This window comes from Xanthomonas sp. WHRI 1810A (assembly GCF_040202885.1).
Classification (GTDB): Bacteria; Pseudomonadota; Gammaproteobacteria; order Pseudomonadales; family Pseudomonadaceae; genus Aquipseudomonas.
Genome location: NZ_JBEGED010000001.1, coordinates 450836 through 469839, shown reverse-complemented (window position 1 = coordinate 469839; position 19004 = coordinate 450836). Strand labels below are relative to the sequence as shown.

The following is a 19004-nucleotide window of genomic DNA, read 5'->3' as shown; positions in this document are numbered from 1 at the left end:
TCACTTTTCGGTTATCAGCGTCGCCGCAGGTCTCTGGGTCGGGGACGGCGTCGCTGTGGGTGTCGCGGTAGTAACGGGGCGCGAACGATGAAACAGCCGCTCCAGTTGCAGGTAGATCACCGGCGTGGTGAACAGCGTCAGCGCCTGGCTCACCAACAGGCCGCCCACCACGGCAATCCCCAGCGGCTGACGCAATTCGGCGCCGACACCATAACCGAGCATCAGCGGCAAGGCACCGAGCAATGCGGCCAGCGTGGTCATGATGATGGGCCGGAAGCGCGTCAGGCAGGCTTCGTAAATCGCATCCTGCGCGCTCAGGCCGCGATTGCGTTGAGCGTCCAGGGCGAAATCCACCAGCAGGATGCCGTTCTTCTTCACGATCCCGATCAGCAGGACGATGCCGATCAGCGCCATGATCGAGAAGTCCTGCCCCATCAACCACAGCAGCAACAATGCGCCGATGCCCGCCGAGGGGAGAGTGGAAATGATAGTCAGCGGGTGCACGAAGCTTTCGTATAGGACGCCAAGAATGATGTACACCGCCACCAGCGCCGCCAGAATCAACCAGGGCTGGTTGGCCAACGAGCTCTGGAACGCCTGGGCGGCGCCCTGGAAGTTGCCGTTGATCGATGCGGGCATGCCGATTTCGTTCTTCGCCTGATCCAGCAGAATGACTGCGTCGCCCAGCGCTACGCCGGGCGTGAGGTTGAACGACAGGTTGGCGGCCGGGAACATGCCATCGTGGGAAATAGACAGCGGCCCCATCACTGGCGCGCCGACCTTGGCCAGCGCTGACAGTGGCACCATTTCATTGGTCAGCGGCGAGCGCAGGTAGAAGTAATTCAGGCTTTCGGCCTTGCCTCGCTGCTGGGGATCCAGCTCCAGAATCACCTTGTATTGGTTGATTTCGGTCTGGAACTCATTGATCTGGCGCTGCCCGAAGGCGTCGTACAGCGCCTGATCAACATCGGCGGTGGTCAGCCCGAAACGCGCCGCCGCACTGCGATCGATCTCCAGATGGGTCACGCTGCCGCCCAGTTGCAAGTCGTTGGACAGGTCGCGGAATGCCGGGACTGTGCGCAGCTTTTCGGTCAGTTTCTGGGTCCACAGATTAAGCAGCGGGCCGTCATTGCTCTTGAGCACGTATTGATACTGCGCGCGGCTCGGGCCGGAGCTGAGGTTGATGTCCTGCCCGGCGCGCAGGTAAAGGACGATGCCGGGAATCTTCGCCAGTTTCGGGCGCAGCCGATCAATGAACTGGCTGGCAGACACGTCCCGGTCGCTGCGATCTTTCAAGGCAATCCAGAACCGGCCGTTGGCGATGGTCTGGTTACTGCCACTGACGCCGACCGAATGCGAGAAGGCTTTGACGGCCGGATCCTCGCCGATGATCTTCGCCAGTGCCTTGTGCTTCTCGACCATGTCGGGGTAGGAAATGTCCGCCGCCGCTTCACTGGTTCCCAGGACCATGCCGGTGTCCTGGACCGGAAAGAAGCCCTTGGGAATAAACACGTAACCGACCACCGCCAGCACCAGCGTCAGGCTGAACACGCCCAGCATCAGCCGTTGATGAGCGAGGGCGAAGCGCACCCCGCGTGCGTAACGGTTCAGCAGACGCTCGCCGAAGCCTGGCTTGGCGTGCGGGTCATGTTTGGGCGCGCGCATGAACAGCGCCGCCAGCGTGGGCGCCAGCGTCAGGGACACCACCACCGAAATCAGAATGGTCGAGGTCGCGGTCAGGGCGAACTCTTTGAACAGCCGCCCGACCACGCCGCCCATGAACAGCAACGGAATGAACGCGGCAATCAGCGAGAAGCTGATGGACACCACGGTGAAGCCGATTTCCCCGGCGCCCTTGATGGCGGCATCGCGCATGTTTTCGCCGGCTTCCAGATGACGGTGGATGTTCTCCACCACCACAATCGCGTCGTCCACCACAAAGCCAACCGCCACCACGATCGCCACCAGCGTCAGGTTGTTCAGGCTGAAGCCCATGATGTACATCAGCGCGAAACTGGCGATCAGCGAAACCGCCAGCACGGCCGTCACGATCAGGGTGGCCGACAGCTGCCGCAGGAACAGCGCCATCACTGCAATCACCAGCAACACTGCGATCAGCAGGGTCATTTCCACTTCGTGAAGCGAAGCGCGAATGGTTTTGGTGCGGTCACTGAGCACCGAGACATCCACCGATGCCGGGAGCATTTCCTGCAGGCGCGGCAGCTCGGACAGGATGCGGTCTACCGTTTCGACGATGTTGGCACCGGGCTGGCGAAAGACCACGATGTTCACGCCTTGCCGGTCGCCGGACCAGGCCGTGACGTAGGCGTTTTCCGAGCCGTTGATCACTCTGGCCACGTCTTGCAGATGAACCGGTGCGCCGTCCTTGTAGGAAACGATCAGTTGCTCGTAGTCCTTGGCTTCGAACAGCTGATCGTTGGAGGCGAGGGTGGAAATGCTGTTCTGGCCGTACAGCGCGCCTTTGGCCAGGTTCAGGCTGGTCTGTTGCAATGATTCCCGCAGGTCAGCGAGGGTCAGACCGATGGAGGCCAGCTTGTCCGGAGACGCCTGGACCCGGATGGCCGGGCGTTGCTGGCCGACGATGTTGACCTGGCCTACGCCATTGACCTGGCTCAGTTGGCGGGCGAGCAATGACTCGGTCACGTCGCTGAGCTCGGTGCCGGGCATCAGGTCGGAACTGACGCTGAGGATCAGGACCGGGCTGTCGGCCGGGTTCACTTTGCGCCAGGTCGGCAGGTTCGGCAGGTCGGCGGGCAATCGGCCTGCCGCGGTATTGATCGCGGCCTGCACTTCCTGGGCGGCGGTGTCGATGCTCTTGTTGAGGGTAAATTGCAGGGTCAGATTGGTGGAGCCCAACGCACTGCTGGATGTCATCTGGGTCATGCCGGGGATGGCGCTGAATTGCACTTCCAGCGGCGTGGCGACCGAGGAGGCCATGGTTTCCGGGCTGGCACCGGGCAACTGGGCCGACACCTGGATGGTCGGGAATTCAGCTTCCGGCAAGGGCGCCACTGGCAGCCGCGGAAAGGCAATCAGCCCCAGTAAGACCAGGGCGAACGTCAGCAGGATCGTGGCGACCGGGTGGTTCACGCACCAGGCTGAAATCGAACCGTGGCCTTTCATTTGGAGCGCTCCGCCGTGTCAGCCAGGGCTTCATCGGTGGGCGCCTTGACCACTTCAATGCGCGAGCCCGCCTTGAGTCTGGATTGACCATCGCTGATCAAGACGTCCTGGGCGTTAACGCCACTGATGAGCACCTGATTGCTGTCCTGATACAGCACTTTGACCGGCACGATCTCCACGCTGTCGCCTTTGACCCGGTACACGTAGTGATGCTCGGCGCCGCGTTGCACCACCTGCGGCGGGACTTTGAGGGCGTCACGGTCGATGGCGGTCTGGATCTTCACGGTCACCAGCTGCCCGGGCCAGAGCTTCTCGGCGGGGTTGGCGAACTCGGCCTTGGCGCGGATGGTGCCGGTCGCCGCGACGACCTGGTTGTCGATCAGGGTCAGCTTGCCGTCACCGAGCAACGTGCCGGTCGCGCCTTCGCCCAGGTAGGCTTTGACCGAGGCGGGGGCCTTGGCGCTGATCAAGCCTTGCAGGGTCGGCAGCATCTGTTGCGGCAGCGAAAACGTGACCGATACCGGGTCAATCTGGGTGACTGAAAACAGCCCCTGGGTATCGCTGACGCGCAGGAAATTACCCTCATCCACGTTGCGGATGCCGACCCGGCCTGTCACCGGCGAGCGTATTTGTGTGTAGGACAGCTGGACCTGAGAGGCGTTGATCGAGGCCTGATTGCCGGCGGCAGTGGCTTTGAGCTGATTGACCAGGGCTTGTTGCTGATCGTATTGCTGCCTGGAAATGCTGTTGTCCGTGCTGAGGGTTTTGTAGCGTTTCAAGTCCAGCAGCGCGACGTCAAGTTGCGCCTGGCTCTGGGCCAGCTGGGCCTTGGCCTGCTCCAGTGTTGCGCGGATCGAGCGGTCATCGATGGTGGCGAGCAGGTCACCCGCCTTGACCTGTTGGCCCTCCTTGACCAGCAGCCGGGTCAGGATGCCGTCCACTTGCGGGCGGATCATCACGCTCTGCAACGACAGCACCGATCCGATGCCGGTGACGAAGCGCGGCACATCCTCTTGCACCACATTCACTACCCGTACCGGCACCGCGACCGGGGCGCTGACCTTGGCGGTGGCCGGGCGGGTATACGTCCAGCTACCCACTGCCAATAGCGCCACGATGCCCGCAGCCAGGACGAAAATCTTTGTCTTTTTGTGCATACACGGTTAACGCCAGCGAATGGGTGATCGAGGACAACTGAGGCCTTCTTTATAGCCCTTTGACCCGGTCAGCAAAATGACTGTCACCTGTCAATATTGTCAGCAAGCGACGAGCAGAACATGGCCAGGCATCAAGAAAACCTGCACGAGGGCGATACGTAGTTAGAGAACGTGAGTATCGATCAGGACGTGCCCGAACGCTCGGGACTTGCCGGTCAGGTCATTGTGTACTCAGGAAGTGGGCCCCCGCTCAATTCCACCAAGCAGGCGAGTCCCTCACACTGGAGTACGGCGATGGGTGTTACAAAGGCAGGTTTACAGTTCTATTCAGCCGCGTGTGTCTGGGCTTGCCTGATGTCGGGCCAGGCTATTGCGAGTGAAAACGGGGTGGCGTTCAAGGGTGCCATGGTCAACGGCGGATGCAACACGTCGGCTGCGGCTGGTCAGGTCCAACAGGGGGTGGTCTCGCTGAAGGCCGATGGGCAGCGCGCACCGGCCCCCGATCTCTTCCGCACCGCGTGTGGCCAGCAAAAGCTGCCGCTGCAAGCGTATTACGCCGAGCGTGCCTCGGACAACGCAAAAAGCCGCCTGGGCGTCATGACGCTGACCTACCCGTAACGACGCCGATGTCTTGAACCGAAGCTTCAAGCCCTGACGCCAGACGCATTGACCCACGATGCGGCTGGCGTTTTTGCGTCTGGCAAACGGCGCCGCCCCGATTTGCCAACGCTCCGCCCGTGCGAACAGTTACTACGTTTTGCCCACACTATTTATGCCGTCATGCTCTGCAGCCCTTGTGTGCTGTGGCTTCCAGAGGCGTCCGACTTATTCCTACGGAAAAGTCTTGCGCTTGCCACTGTCAATTCTGAATCCCCTAACTCCCAATCCTGACAGCCGCTAATAAGACATCCGCTTATAGTTCTGGCGTCCCCTGAGGGCACACTCGAATTAACACAAGGATTGTCGTTAGCATGAAAAAAATGTCTCTCTCTCTGGCCGTATTGGCAGCACTGGGTCTGGCTGCAGCAGGCAGCGCCAATGCCGCAAACAACGGCAAACTGGTTCTCACCGGCACCCTCACCAACATCTCCTGCGACGTCGGCGCAGGCTCCGGTGCCAGCGCCGGCAACAACCCAGGCGAGATCAACGTTGATCTGGGCAACGTTTCCTTCACCGACATTGGCCGTCCGGCCGACAACAAAATCGAAACCGCTTCGCCGATCCAGCTGTTGGTCAACTGCTCGGCCGGCGCCGCTCAGTACAACACCGTCAAAATGCGCTTCGTCGCCCGTCAGGGCAGCGGCCTGGACAACAGTGACCAGACACTGCTTCGCACCACGGGCGCGGCAGATGGCGTCGGCATCGCGATGCTCAACTCTTCGAACGAGTTCATGGACCTGAGCGGCAACGAAACCATCGATGCCGCACTGGTCAAGCAGGGCGACGGCGCTACAGCTGAACTCAATTTCGCTGCTGTATACGCGCTCAACGGTTCGGCCGCCGCGACCAACCCTGGTAACGCAGACGGCTTCCTGCCTTTCGTGCTGGATTACGAATAAGGCAACCGGGCAGAGCGGGCCTTGCTTGCTCTGCCCCTCCTCGAGAGACAAGGAGAGGCCCTCATGCGCCCTATTTTCATTCGCAGCCTTACGCTGTTGCTGGGTATGACGCTGGCGATCAGCGTCCAGGCGGGCATCGTGCTCAATACGACGCGGGTCATTTATCCGGCCACAGACAAGGAAGTCAGTCTGGGCATTCAAAACAGCGGCTCAGGCGAAATCCTTGCCCAGTCATGGCTGGAATCGGACGTCGAAAACCCGGACGCCGACCCGGCCGGTTTGCCGTTCGTGATCACGCCCGCCCTGACCCGGATGTCGGGCAACGCCAAACAACTGGTGCGGATCATTTATGCCGGCAGTGGTTTGCCGCAGCACCGCGAATCGGTGTTCTGGCTCAACGTTCAGGAGATCCCGCAGACCGCTGATGAAAACGTGCTGCAGATCGCGATCAGGCAGCGCATCAAGGTGTTTTTCCGTCCGGTCGGGCTGCCGGGCGACCCTCTGGAGGCGCCAGGAAATCTTGAATGGCGACTCATCGACGGCGGCACGCTGGAGGTGAGTAACCCCGGCCCCTACCACGTGTCGATGGTCCAGATCGGTGTGCAGCGCGGGGCGACACGCTTGCTTCAGGAAGACAGCCGAATGCTGGCGCCCTTGCAGCGTGTGAGGTTCCCGATCGAACACTCCGCACAACGCGATCCGGCCACCCTGCGCTTCATCGCCATCAATGATTTCGGCGCTCAAGTGCCTTATCACGCGGTGTTGGCTGACGCCTCATCAAAGCTGGCGACAAAAGCCGTCCCCCAACCTGACTAGCGTCTGACCGCTGGCCGGGTTTTGCCCTTTTCTACCCTTTTTGAGCGGCACTGCTGGCGCTCATACGTCGCGCGCCGGGCGAAAGGATTCAACCGCGCACTGATACCCGAAATCGAGTGATACCTGCTAATGGAACGGCGAGACAACGACAACAAAGGACTGGTTTCGGCGTTGGCACTGGCTGAAGCACTGCGCCTGAAACGCCAGAGCCGACCCCCGGCCAGCCGCGCATCCATGCCGATGCTTATGGCCATGGCTGCCAGCGTGGCCATCGGGTTTCCGGACGCAGCCATCGCTGAATACGCCACCGGGCAACCGGTCGAGCAGCGCGGCAAGCCTGCACATGCGCGGTTCAATACCGCCTTCATTCAAGGCAGCGACCAACCCCCGGATCTCCAGGCGTTTCTGGAGGGCGCCAGTGTGGTGCCAGGCACGTATCGCGTGGACGTATTCGTCAATCGCGGCCTGAGCGGACGACGGGACATTACCTTCAGCGCCAACCCCGTCACCGGTGCGATAGAGCCTTGCCTGACGCTGGAGATGCTGGTGCAGTTCGGCCTGGACAGCACGCGGCTCAAGGAGGCGGGCGCGAGCGAATCCTCCGCCAGCTGTTTCGATTTGCCTGCGCGGGTCGAGTTTGCGCGGGTCGATTACCAGCCCAACAACCTGCGCCTCAACATCAGCGTGCCGCAGGCCTCCATGTCCCGCAGCGCCAAGGGCTACGTCCCGCCGGACTTGTGGGATCAGGGTGAAACCGCAGGTTTCATCAACTACAGCTTCAGCGGCTCACGGCGCAGCAATCGCGGGCAGAGCGCCGATCAGTATTACCTGGGCCTGCGCAACGGCATTAACCTGGGTGCGTGGCGTCTTCGCAACGAATCGTCGCTGGTCTATAGCGACGGGCAACCTTATCGCTTCAGCAGCAACCGTACGTTTGTGCAGCGCGATATCACTGCGCTCAACAGCCAGCTGACGCTCGGCGAGACCTTTACCGATTCACAGGTTTTCGACAGTGTGCGGTTTCGTGGCGCCATGCTCATGTCCGACGACGGCATGTTGCCTGACAGCGAGCGCGCGTATGCACCGATCATTCGCGGCATTGCCGACACCCAGGCCACCGTCGAAGTCCGGCAGAACGGCTTCATGCTCTACAGCGGCAATGTGTCGCCCGGGCCCTTCGAGATTTCCGACATCTACCCAAGCGGCTCCAACGGGGATCTGGAAGTCACCGTGATCGAGGCCGATGGGCGCAAGCGCGTGTTTATCCAGGCCTACGCGTCGTTGCCGATCATGGTCCCGGCGGGCGCCTTTCGCTACAGCCTGGCTGCGGGGGCGTACGACAGCCATGGGGAAAACGGCACCGCGCCGCACTTTGCCAGCGGCACGCTGATCTATGGCGTGAGTGATCGCGTCACCGGATTTGGCGGGCTGCAGATAGCCGAGGCGTATCGGGCCGGCAATCTGGGGGCGGGAATCAATACCGGCTTTGGCGCGCTGTCAGCGGACCTGACGCATTCGGTCAGTCAGCAGCGCGAGCAAACCCTAAGCGGGCAAAGCCTGCGACTGCGCTACGCCAACACGTTAGACCTGACGCACACCACCCTGGCGGTGGCCGGTTATCGCTATTCCACCGATCAATATCGGTCGCTGGACGAACACGTCGATGAACGGGACAACCGTATTGGCCGCTATGGCGCCGGTCGAGCCAAGGATCGGCTCGAACTGAGCGTGACCCAGGCCTTGCCCAAAACTTCCGGGTCGCTGACGTTGACCGGCTCGGAGCAGCGTTATTGGGACATGACCGGAAAGACGCGGCAGCTGTACCTTTCCTACAACGCCAGTTGGCGTTCGCTCAGCTACAACCTGTCTCTGGAGCGTAATCAAACCTTCGACCGAAGTGGCCAGAGCGCCACCGACAACAGGGTCGCGCTCACCTTTAGCCTGCCGCTGGGCGACAATCCGGGCGCGTCGCGGTTGTCCTTCAATGCGGTGCGCGACAGCGCGGGGGATTACAGTGGCCAGAGCGGGTTAAGCGGCCAGGTGTTCGACGACCGCGACACGTTCTATTCACTGCAGGCCGGACACGACAACCGTTCGGGCTCATCAGGCTTCGGCAAGCTCAATACCACGACGCCGTTCGGGCGCTTTGACGCCGGCTACGGTCAGGGCGCGCAGTACCGGAGTCTCTCCTTGGGCGCGGCGGGTTCGGTGGTGGCCCATGCCGGGGGCGTGAACCTGGGGCAAACCCTGGGGGAAACCTTCGCGCTGGTTCAGGTAAAAGATGTCGGCGGGGCGAAGCTGACCAATTACAGCAACGTGCAGACCGCCAGCAATGGCTACGCGGTCTTGCCCTACGCCCAGCCTTATCGAACCAACTGGGTCACCCTCGATACGCGCCAGCTTGGCGCCGACGTCGAGCTGGAAAACGCCGTGTCGCAAATCGTCCCGAGGCGCGGCGCCATGCCCCTGGTGACCTTCAAGGCCTCGGTGGGCCGGCGCGTGCAATTTGAGCTGATGCGCGCTGATGGCAGCAAGTTGCCGTTGGGCGCCGTGGTCAAAGACGGTCAGGGCAAGGTGCTGGCAGCGGTGGACCCTACCAGTCGCGCGTTGGTGCTGAGCGAGGTCGATCAGGGCGAGCTTAATGTCAGCTGGTCGGATCAACACTGCAGCGCGGCGTTCAGTCTGGGACCCCGGGACCCGCAGCGCAGCTATGAACGGCTCAACGTGGTGTGCCAGTGAGTCGCGTCAGAACGGCCGTCGCGTCGTGGCTGGCTCTGCTCTGTCTGGGTCTGTTACTCAGTGCGCAGGGTCACGCGGCGGTATCGCTGGCGGGCACGCGGCTGATCTTCGATGGTCGCTTTCGTGAAGTCAGTATCCAGGCCAGCAATCAGGGCGCTTCAGAAGTGCTGTTGCAGGCCTGGCTGAGCGATGCCAGTGAGGACGCCACCCGCCCCGGCGATCTGCCGTTTGTGGTGACCCCGCATCTGGTGCATTTGCCCGCTCAGGGCAAGCAGTCGTTACGGCTGCTGTACCAAGGCGTGGGCATGCCGTCAGAGCGCGAGTCCCTGTTGCATCTGTACGTGATGGAAATCCCGCGCCGCAGTGATGCCCGGCAGCAACTGACCATCGCTGTGCGGCAGCGCATCAACGTGTTCTATCGGCCCGCGGGTCTGATTGGCAACCCGGCAGACGCGGCGCAGGCACTGTCATGGCAACTGGCGACGGGGCCTGGCGGCGCGTCTGAACTGCGGGTGCATAACCCGACGCCGTTTCACGTGTCGCTGCTGGACGTGCAGCTTGATGGACTGCCGGTCAAGGACGACTGGCTGCTCAAGCCCGGGGAAGCGACGTCCCTGTCCTTGGCCCGGTTATCACCGGCAACGCGGCTTTCATTCAAAGCGCTGACTGACTACGGCGGGCAGCGTGATTTTTGCGCCGACCTGAATCCCGATAAGCCGGTCAACGCTCAATTATCAAGCGGGATCGTGCACCCACCCATAGGGAAATGCTGAGTATGAACATGCGTGTATTCACCCGTCCGAGCCTGTTGCTGGGGCTGGTATTGCTGGCGGTGCCTGCGGGCGCCAGCGCAATGACCTGCAAGACTCAGGGCGCCAACGAGGCGGTGATCCGTGCCGACCTCGGCAGCTCGGTCGCGATTCCTGCGTCGCTTTCCGAAGGCGCCGTGGTCTGGCGTTCCGAGCGCCTGAACCTTGCGGTCGTCTGTGCCAAGGATGGCCAATTGGGGGTCACCGAAGAGGTCTCCCTTTACCTCAACCCCGAGAATCTCCAGATAGGGCAGGGCATTCGTGCCGGGCTGACGCTCAACGGCGTGGACCATGTGCAGACGCAAGGGCGGATCGGTACGCAACAGTATCTGCCGGCGTGCCAGGAGGACGAATCGAACATCGCCGCCTGCCCCACGGTCAGTTTCAACCTGCCGTTTTCGGTGTTCATCCAGAAGTCCGGCCCGACACCGCCGTCCGGCGTGGCCAGCGGTCTGCTCGATTACCGCATGTTCCAGCTCGACAGCGCGTTGGGCCTGAACCCGGTGGCCGACAACAACCTCAATTACGTCATCAACAACCTGACCGGCTTGCGGTTCATTGCCTGTGACGCCGAATTGCGGGTGATGCCCGAGGTGGTGGACTTCGACAACGTCAGCATCCGTGACGTGCAGGTGGGCAAGGTCGCGGACTTTCGGCGTTTTGCGCTGGCCACCAGCAGGACGTGCGATTCCCCTTTCAGCCTGGATGCACGTTTTACTCCGGTGTCCGGCGTGTTGTCCGGCGACGTGCTGGTGCCGGTCAACAACGACAGCATCGGCATTCGTATCACCCGGGTTCAGGACGGCATGCCGTTGCGCTACAACGAGCCGTTTCATCTGAACGATCTGCTGGGTACCGACTATTCGGCCACGGCGGACTTCAATGCCGAATTGCTCTGGCAAACGGAAAAGCCCAAGCCTGGGCCGTTCCAGGCAGAAGTGCTGGTGGATCTGTTCTACAAGTGAGCGAGCAGGCGCACCCGATGAGAGGGCGTGAGGCGGCAGGCAGGCGCGAGGCGATTGAGGTATGCTGCGCGACCTTTTGGGCAACCGATGCCTGATTTCTGGAGCTTTTCATGACCACTTCTGAACACACGCCGGCTCCCGAAACCGTCGACAGCGCGGCATCGGATACCCAAACCAAGGCCGACATCCCGGCATTCAGCTTCCCGTTCAAACCCGGTGAATTGTTGGAAGCCAAGAAGGCTCAGGGCTGGTACCAGAAGGGCGGCAAGTCCAATCACGATAAACGCCCGGCGTTTCCGCCTGCCGGCACGCGCCGTACGATGGGTAAGCGCTAACTCGATTCCCTTGTAGGAGCGAACGTGTTCGCGAAGCTTTGTTTTTTCGCCAACAAGTTGGCTCCTACAGGTTCAGGTCAGCTCATCCTGCGTTGCGAAACCTCTCCCGATACTGCGTCGGTGTCAGCCAAGTCGCTGGCTGAAAATCAGGCGCATGCGGGCGGCGCTGGCGAACCCGCAGTGATACGCCACCGCCTTGATCACCCTATCGCTGCCCTCCAGCAGATGCCGAGCCGCGTCGATCCGGGCGCGCAGCACAAATTCTGCCGGCGTGACGTTGGCGTCGCGGGCAAAGATGCGGGCGAAACTGCGGGGGCTCATGGACACCACCTCGGCCAAGCGCTCGACTGAGAACGGCTCGGCGATGTGTTCCATGACGTAGCGCTGGATCTTCGCCACCGGCGAATCGTCTCCGCCCGATTCCGTCAGGTAGGGGCTGAACTGCGACTGTCCGCCCTGGCGTTGGGCTACCACCAACAGACGTTTGGCAACGGCCAGTGCTATCGCGGCGCCGTGATCCTGCGCCACAAGGGATAACGCCATGTCGATGCCGGCAGTGACCCCGGCCGAGGTGATCAGCGCCCCGTCACGCACGTAAATACGATCAGGCTCGACCCGCGCCAGCGGAAACCGGTCCGCCAACTGCTGGGCATGGCTCCAGTGTGTGGCGGCCTGTTTACCGTCGAGCAGGCCGGCATGCCCCAGAATAAAGGCCCCGGTGCAGATCGAGCCGTAGCGCTCGGCCTTGGGGGCTGCCGCCTTCAGCCAGCGGGTGATACTCGGCATCGCGTCCGCGTCCGGCAGCAACGGCCCGCCCGGTACCAGCACCACGTCGAACTGATCCGGTGCCTCGTCGATCTCCAGTTGCGCGCCCAGCGCCATGCCGTTGGAAGCGAGGATCGGGTATGGCGCAGCGCCAATGGTGACGATGCGGTAGCCGTCCCCGGCAGGGATGAAACGGTTGGCTTCGGCAAGGACGTCCAGCGGGCCGGCCACGTCCAGCGACTGCACGTCGGGGAACAGCACAATCGCGACGCTTTTCATGGGCAGGGGCTCATGCGCTCTGGAGAGGGATGAACGTATAGCCCAGTGGCTCGCCTGTCTCGAGTCGTGCGCCTGCATTGCGCAAGGTGGTTTCGACGGCCTCGCCGATCACGCGGAAATTCCAGCCGCTGGCTGCCGATGTCACAGCGCCTGCGGCCTTTTGCTCCACCGCCGCGATGAACGCGTTCATGTCAGGTAGATAAGCCACAAAGCCGTTGCCCTTGAGCGCGGTGGTGCGCATGCCCAGCGCGGCACAGATGGCCTCCTTGCGGGCGATGTCCATGCGATCGGCCTGGCGCGATTGTTCGATCAGCGTCATCAGCGCCTGATCAACCAGCACGTTGCCAACAATCAGGTCCGGCCCTTGAGTCCAGGATTCCGGCGGGCAATCCTTGGCCTCCGGGCGCAATGGGATGTGTGGATTGATCTCCATGGGATAAATCCTGCACACCAACGGGCGTCGTTCGTAGATGCGACAGAGGTTCTGCGCGTCAAGATTTCGGCAACGTCCTGCGTTATAGGCCGCGAACGTGATGGCGACATGAGCATGGGTCGAACCGGTTTCCACACGCTGCGAGCGACGCGTGGCGTGGGTGAGTTGCTCTTGCGAAACACCGTAGCCGTCTGCCATGAAAGCTTCAGTCAGGACAATCAGTGAACCGCCATCAACCGCCCACTGTATGGCCTCGGAGAGCGTAAGAGGGACGTGATGGTCAGTGCAGCATTTGCCACAACCCACGCAGGAAAACTGAGTATCCATCGAAAGAAATTACCCACCGGCATTTGAGAAAAGGGGCACGGACAAGCGCTGGCAAATTGGCACGGCCAGGCGTCATCTGAATTGCACCGGGATGCGCAGCAAGTTACGCGCCAGTCGCAGCAAGTCTGCGACGGCGCGAGAGGGGAGGGCGGGAGGGGGCTATTGCTTGGGCAGCGTGGTCAGGTTGTCCCATTCGGTGCTGACCGCTTTTTTATGATTGCGGTCATAAAGGCACAGTTCTGTGCCGGTTTTGTTCTTCATGAACGCCTGTTTGTACTGGCCCTTGATCAGCAGTGCGTTATAGCCGACCGAATCATCGAACAGCGCGGACGTGCCGGCCGGTTTCGCGTTCTTCAGCTGGCTGGCCTTCACACAGCTGTCGATCACGGCCTTGTCCAGCGCGGTCCATGCCTCACTGCTGGAGGCATTGGCCTGGCTCGCGAATCCGGCCAGGGCCAGCAGTAGCAGAGTGGTGGTTTTCATGTGCATCTCCATGGGGTGTTATCCAGTGGGGGACGGACGACTGAGCGCCCGTCAGTCCGAATCCAGTTCGACGCGTCGCACGTACTGCATGCCGGCGCGTTCGTAGAGGCGTCTGGCTTTCAGGTTGCTTTCCATGACCTTAAGGTCAACGTGGTGCTCGCGGCGTTGGTAGAAGGCACTGAAGGCGTGCTCAAGCAGGTGTCTGCCAAGCCCCTGGCCTTGAGCGCGGGGGTGGACGGCCAGATTGCGGATGAATGCGCTGGTCCAGCACTGCGCCACCCCGATCACGCCTTCCGCGTCCTCGGCCACGAACACCAACTGCGGGTCGAACTCAGGGTCGGTGTCGAACGCGTTCAGCCAGGTATTGAAGTCTGCGACTCGGCCGCCACCGTGCTGGCGACCGAGCATCAACAATTGGTGGGTCTGGCGCGCGTTGCCGGCCGTCATCGTGGCGACCCGCGGGGAGGAGGGCCATTCATCAGGCGCCGGGGCGGGCCTGAGTTCGCGGCGCATCAGCCAGTAATGCCTGGCGGATGCATCGAGGGGATTGGGCTTCAGATGCCCTGTGCTTCTACCGTACGCGCGGCTTCGATCAAACATCGTGTCAGCTCTGGTGAGGAAAACTTGGTCAGCACGGCGTTCGCCCCGGCCGCCTTGGCTTTCTCGGCGTTCATCGCACTGTCCAGAGAAGTGTGCAGCAGAATGTACAGCTCTTGGAAGTCGGGTGTTTCGCGCAGCGTACGGGTGAGCGCGTAACCGTCCATCTCCGACATTTCGATATCCGATACCACGACGTTGATCTGCGCGGCCGTTCCCTGCAGCTCCAGCAACTGGTCAATCGCTTCTCTGGCGCTGCGTGCGGTATGGCATTCCACCCCCAGGCTGCGCAGGGTAATCACCGATTGCTGCAACGCGACCTGGCTGTCATCGACCACCAGAATGCGTGCTTTGGCCAGCACTTTGGCATCTTGCGCGCTGAGTTCGGCAGGCGCCGAGGTGATGCGCGCAGGGGCGATGCCGTGGATGACTTTTTCGATATCCAGCACCTGCACCAGCGTCCCGTCCACCTGGGTCACGCCGGTGATGAACGACCGGCTACCGGCGCCGTAGGGTGGTGGACGGATGTCGGTGGTCAGGCAGTGCACGATCTTGCTCACCGCCTGCACGTGCAGACCCTGCTTGGAACGGCTGACGTCGGTGACGATCAGGCAGCCGCCATTCGGGTCTTCCAGCGGCTGCTCACCGATGGCCCGGCTCAGGTCGATCACCGACAGCGAAGCACCGCGCAACGTCGCGACGCCTTTGACGTGCGGGTGTGATTCCGGCAGCCGAGTAAGGGCGGGGCAGGGGATGATTTCACTGACTTTGAGCAGGTTGATCGCCATCAGCTTGCCGCTGCGCAAGGTGAAAAGCAGCAGCGAGAGTGAGTCTGCGCGAACGGTCTTGGACATATGAACCTTCTGACATGAGTTGTCGGCTGCACCCGGCGGCAAACAGCTTTCGATGACGTGTTATCGACTTGAGCAGGGCAGGCTTTAACGCTTTTGGCACACGGGGGTGCTCGATGCCGGTTTTACAGGGTGGTGAGTCGTGTCAAAAAGACCCGTCAGAGTCTTAATGACTTCATTTGGTCATTGGTCAATATGACTCCTTGTCGCTAAGTACCTGAAACTTGGACGAATATTTCATGGCACGCTTCCTGATACAGCGCAGGTAACGTTTCAATCCTCATGTCGGGAGTTGCCCATGTTGAATGCTCAGGATCATGCCATCGTCAAAGCCACTGTTCCGCTGCTTGAAAGCGGCGGCGAGGCACTGACCACCCATTTCTACAAAATGTTGCTCAACGAGCACCCGGAGGTTCGCCCGCTGTTCAATCAGGCGCACCAGAGCAGCGGCGATCAGCCACGCGCGCTGGCCAATGGGGTGCTGATGTACGCCCGTCATATCGATCAACTGGATCAGTTGGGCGATCTGGTGGCCAAGATCATCAACAAGCACGTCGCCCTGCAGATTTTGCCGGAGCACTACCCGCTGGTGGGTAACTGCCTGCTGCGGGCAATTTCCGAAGTGCTCGGCAGTGAAGTCGCCACTCCGGACGTCATTGGCGCGTGGGGCCGGGCGTATCAGCAACTGGCCGATATCCTGATGGGCGCCGAGAAGACCGTCTACGACGAGAAGGCGCAGGCCGTGGGAGGCTGGCGTGGGGCGCGTGAATTCAGGATCGCGGCCAAGGTTCGGGAGAGCGCGGAGATCACCTCGTTCTATTTCACCCCCGCCGATGGCAAGCCGATACTCGATTTCGCTCCCGGCCAATACATCGGCATGCAGCTGTTTCTGGAGGGCGAAGAAATCCGCCGCAATTATTCGCTTTCCGCCATGGCGGGCAGCAACCAGTACCGCATCAGCGTCAAGCGCGAACCCGGCGGACGTGCGTCCAATCATTTGCACGACGACCTGCACATTGGGGACAGGATCAACCTGTTCACACCCTCCGGAGAGTTCACGCTTGCCCACAGCGACAAACCGCTGGTCTTGATCAGCGGCGGGGTGGGCATTACGCCGACGTTGGCGATGCTCGAAGCGGCGTTGCTGACCGGGCGGCCGATTCATTTCATCCATTGCGCACGTAACGGCGCGGTGCATGCCTTTCGCGACTGGGTCGACGACCTCGCTGGCCGGCACCCGCAACTGAAACGCTTTTATTGCTACAGCGAAGACGATGGCGCGAGCGCGGCGGGCGACGCAGTGGGCTTGCTGGATCAGGCACGTCTTGAGCAATGGTTGCCTGCCAATCGCGACCTCGATGCCTACTTCCTCGGCCCAAAGGGGTTTATGGCCATGGTCAAGCGCAAGCTGAAGGCTGCGGGTGTTCCCGAGCAGCAAAGCCGATTCGAGTTCTTCGGTCCGGCGTCGGCGCTGGAGTGAGTGGTTGAGTGGTTTGTCCTGCGGCAATACGTCGCACGCTTCTATATATATAGAAGCGTATTATTTTCACGTGGCTCGCGTTTCGCAGAAACACTCAGAAACGGAATCGCTGAGCCCCGAATTTTTTGGCCCTTTGCCATGGTTGAAATGAGCACGTGGGCTGTTCATACGCTGCATTGGCTGCCTCCGGGCCGGCCGAACGCTCCGTATGGCGCCAACGGGTTGAGTCCGCTTGCAGGGAACCTGATCATCGCGCCCGGCGCGGGGCGGTGAGGCAGTGTTAAGCTCTCGGCCCGTTCGGGCGACGAGCCCGTAGGCATGGACTCCATTTCAAAGGGTATGTGAATGAGCGACAACACGTTTTATCTGCGACGAGAAAAGCAGTTCCTGGTGCTGCTCGGTATTGTCTGCCTCGCCCTGATCGGCGGCGCACTTTACATGCAGGTGGTACTCGGTGAGGCGCCATGCCCGCTGTGTATCCTTCAGCGTTACGCACTACTGTTCATTGCCATCTTCGCGTTCATTGGCGCGGCAATGCCAGGGCGAGTCGGTGTCACGGTCTTTGAAGTACTGGTCACACTCAGCGCTGTCGGCGGTATCGCGGCTGCGGGGCGACATGTGTACATCCAGAGTCATCCCACCGAGAGCTGCGGTATCGATGTGCTGCAACCGATCGTTGATGGTTTGCCGCTGGCCAAGATGTTTCCGCTGGGCTTTCAGGTGGGTGGGTTTTGCGAGACGCCATATCCGCCAGTTCTCGGATTGTCGCTGGCACAGTGGGCGTTGATTGCATTCGTTTTGACGGTAATCCTCGTTCCGGCGGGCATTATTCGGAACCGCCGAAAAGCACGATGATTACAAAGTGTTGCGTAAGGAATCGCCCCGAATCCATTAAGAAAAACGGGGCTATTCGATGTTTTTTGAGCTTGATTAGATGCGGTACTGTTACTGGATCGGAAATTAACTGTTGCGCAATAAGTCATAGTCAATAAAACTTTACGTATCTACAATCGCCCCCACTTAACGCCGGCAAGCTTGACTGCCAGCGTAAAATGAGGTCAGAAAGCCGCGTTTACGCTGCTGTAGACGCCAATTGGACGGCCTCATGTGTCAAATTCAGAATGTCTTCGCCGAAAGGAATGGGTCTGCGAAGGCCGTTGCCACCATTCGAATAAGAAACCAAAGCTTAATCCGGATTTGTTACGAAGCTCTCCAGCTTCATGACAGGCCCCTGTTCAATCCAAAAATTTGCCAGCACCTGGCAGGGTGAAGTGTTGGCGGTCGAAACCCAACTGCGATGCGAAAGTTGCTTTTAGAGGTCGTGAGATGAGTAAAAAAAGGTACCCCAGGTTGTTTGGCTTCTTGGCGCTTTTCGGCATGCTCCTGCTAAGCGGGTGCGATTACACCTTGCTGGATCCCAAGGGTCATGTCGGCATCCAGGAACGTGACCTGATTGTCACTGCTACCTTGCTGATGTTGCTGGTGGTCGTTCCGGTTATTTTCATGACCATCATCTTCGCCTGGAAATACCGCGCGACGAACAAGGCCGCGACCTACACACCGGATTGGGCGCATTCGACCAAAATCGAACTGGTCATCTGGTTGGTGCCGCTCGCGATCATCATCGTGCTCGGTTACATCACGTACAAGTCGACCCACGCGCTGGACCCTTACCGTCCGCTCGAATCCGACGTCAAGCCTGTCACGATCGAAGTGGTTGCGCTGGACTGGAAGTGGCTGTTTATCTACCCGGAACAGGGTATCGCCACGGTCAACAAAATCGTGTTCCCGGCTAACACCCCTATCAACTTCCGCATCACTTCAGATTCGGTGATGAACTCGTTCTTCATCCCTGCACTGGGTGGCCAGATCTACGCGATGGCCGGCATGCAGACCAAGTTGCACTTGATCGCCAATGAAAACGGCGAGTTCGACGGTATCTCCGCCAACTACAGCGGCGCAGGCTTCACCGGCATGAAATTCAAGGCAACTGCGACTTCACAGGCTGATTTCGACGCCTGGGTTGCCGAGGTCAAGAATTCACCTAAACAGCTGGCAACGGCTGAATACACTGCATTGGCCAAACCTAGCGAACGGAATCCCGTTGAACTCTACTCCGCGGTCACGCCCAACCTGTTTCAGATCATCATCGACAAGTATGAAGGTATGAAGCCGGGCAAGGTTGTCCACGAGAAGAAAGAAGTGGCCGGTATGGAAGGGATGGACATGGGTAAAAATTCAGCTGCTGAGGCAGAGGAGTAAACG

Annotated in this window: 17 protein-coding genes; 10 read left to right on the top strand and 7 right to left on the bottom strand. The window is 60.7% G+C overall.

What is annotated here, in order from left to right; all coding sequences use genetic code 11:
* Entirely contained in the window at nucleotides 1-3144 is a 3144-nt protein-coding gene (locus ABQX22_RS02125; RefSeq protein ID WP_349796005.1) for a multidrug efflux RND transporter permease subunit, read from the bottom strand.
* Nucleotides 3141-4301 carry an efflux RND transporter periplasmic adaptor subunit gene (locus tag ABQX22_RS02120; RefSeq protein ID WP_349796003.1) on the bottom strand — a complete coding sequence of 387 codons (1161 nt, stop codon included), beginning with the start codon at nucleotides 4299-4301 and terminating at the stop codon, nucleotides 3141-3143. The genes ABQX22_RS02125 and ABQX22_RS02120 overlap by 4 nt, the downstream gene beginning before the upstream one ends.
* A 294-nt stretch (nucleotides 4302-4595) precedes the next feature.
* Between ABQX22_RS02120 and ABQX22_RS02115 the strand changes: the two genes are divergently transcribed.
* The 7 genes from ABQX22_RS02115 (at nucleotide 4596) to ABQX22_RS02085 (ending at nucleotide 11524) form a co-directional block, all read left to right on the top strand.
* The gene (locus ABQX22_RS02115; RefSeq protein ID WP_349796001.1) at nucleotides 4596-4919 is read left to right on the top strand and encodes a hypothetical protein; all 324 of its coding nucleotides are present in this window, start codon (nucleotides 4596-4598) and stop codon (nucleotides 4917-4919) included.
* 353 nt (nucleotides 4920-5272) lie between these two features.
* On the top strand, nucleotides 5273-5860 hold the full coding sequence (locus ABQX22_RS02110; protein WP_349795999.1) for a fimbrial protein: 588 nt from the start codon (nucleotides 5273-5275) through the stop codon (nucleotides 5858-5860).
* 63 nt (nucleotides 5861-5923) lie between these two features.
* A complete protein-coding gene (locus ABQX22_RS02105) occupies nucleotides 5924-6676 on the top strand; it encodes a fimbrial biogenesis chaperone (RefSeq protein WP_349795997.1) in 753 nt (250 codons plus the stop codon).
* A gap of 129 nt (nucleotides 6677-6805) precedes the next feature.
* Complete coding sequence (locus ABQX22_RS02100; RefSeq protein WP_349795995.1) at nucleotides 6806-9415, top strand: fimbria/pilus outer membrane usher protein; 2610 nt, start codon at nucleotides 6806-6808, stop codon at nucleotides 9413-9415.
* Complete coding sequence (locus ABQX22_RS02095) at nucleotides 9412-10188, top strand: fimbrial biogenesis chaperone (RefSeq protein ID WP_349795993.1); 777 nt, start codon at nucleotides 9412-9414, stop codon at nucleotides 10186-10188. Before ABQX22_RS02100 ends, ABQX22_RS02095 begins: the two co-directional genes overlap by 4 nt.
* Nucleotides 10189-10190: 2 nt before the next feature.
* Nucleotides 10191-11189 (top strand): fimbrial protein, encoded by a 999-nt coding sequence (locus ABQX22_RS02090; protein ID WP_349795991.1) that lies wholly within the window; start codon nucleotides 10191-10193, stop codon nucleotides 11187-11189.
* Between the two features lie 110 nt (nucleotides 11190-11299).
* Nucleotides 11300-11524: a hypothetical protein gene (locus ABQX22_RS02085; RefSeq protein WP_349795989.1), complete on the top strand. Its 225-nt coding sequence runs from the start codon at nucleotides 11300-11302 to the stop codon at nucleotides 11522-11524.
* Nucleotides 11525-11647: 123 nt separating this feature from the next.
* On the opposite strand, the gene ABQX22_RS02080 is transcribed toward ABQX22_RS02085, so the two are convergent.
* The 5 genes from ABQX22_RS02080 to ABQX22_RS02060 all read right to left on the bottom strand — a co-directional run bounded on the left by ABQX22_RS02080 (nucleotide 11648) and on the right by ABQX22_RS02060 (nucleotide 15262).
* Entirely contained in the window at nucleotides 11648-12568 is a 921-nt protein-coding gene (locus ABQX22_RS02080) for a GlxA family transcriptional regulator (RefSeq protein WP_349795987.1), read from the bottom strand.
* 10 nt (nucleotides 12569-12578) lie between these two features.
* Nucleotides 12579-13328 (bottom strand): YkgJ family cysteine cluster protein, encoded by a 750-nt coding sequence (locus tag ABQX22_RS02075; RefSeq protein ID WP_349795985.1) that lies wholly within the window; start codon nucleotides 13326-13328, stop codon nucleotides 12579-12581.
* A gap of 159 nt (nucleotides 13329-13487) precedes the next feature.
* Nucleotides 13488-13811, bottom strand: coding sequence for a hypothetical protein (locus ABQX22_RS02070; RefSeq protein WP_349795983.1), 324 nt, complete (start codon nucleotides 13809-13811; stop codon nucleotides 13488-13490).
* 51 nt (nucleotides 13812-13862) lie between these two features.
* Nucleotides 13863-14258: a GNAT family N-acetyltransferase gene (locus ABQX22_RS02065; protein ID WP_349795981.1), complete on the bottom strand. Its 396-nt coding sequence runs from the start codon at nucleotides 14256-14258 to the stop codon at nucleotides 13863-13865.
* Between the two features lie 107 nt (nucleotides 14259-14365).
* Nucleotides 14366-15262, bottom strand: a complete 897-nt coding sequence (locus ABQX22_RS02060; protein ID WP_349795979.1) for a chemotaxis protein CheV — start codon at nucleotides 15260-15262, stop codon at nucleotides 14366-14368.
* A 295-nt stretch (nucleotides 15263-15557) separates the two neighbouring features.
* Between ABQX22_RS02060 and hmpA the strand changes: the two genes are divergently transcribed.
* The 3 genes from hmpA to cyoA all read left to right on the top strand — a co-directional run bounded on the left by hmpA (nucleotide 15558) and on the right by cyoA (nucleotide 19001).
* Nucleotides 15558-16739: an NO-inducible flavohemoprotein gene (gene hmpA, locus ABQX22_RS02055; RefSeq protein WP_349795977.1), complete on the top strand. Its 1182-nt coding sequence runs from the start codon at nucleotides 15558-15560 to the stop codon at nucleotides 16737-16739.
* Nucleotides 16740-17084: 345 nt separating this feature from the next.
* Entirely contained in the window at nucleotides 17085-17594 is a 510-nt protein-coding gene (locus ABQX22_RS02050; protein ID WP_349795975.1) for a disulfide bond formation protein B, read from the top strand.
* Between the two features lie 471 nt (nucleotides 17595-18065).
* Nucleotides 18066-19001 carry a ubiquinol oxidase subunit II gene (cyoA, locus tag ABQX22_RS02045; RefSeq protein ID WP_349795973.1) on the top strand — a complete coding sequence of 312 codons (936 nt, stop codon included), beginning with the start codon at nucleotides 18066-18068 and terminating at the stop codon, nucleotides 18999-19001.
* The last annotated feature ends 3 nt before the right edge of the window (nucleotides 19002-19004 follow it).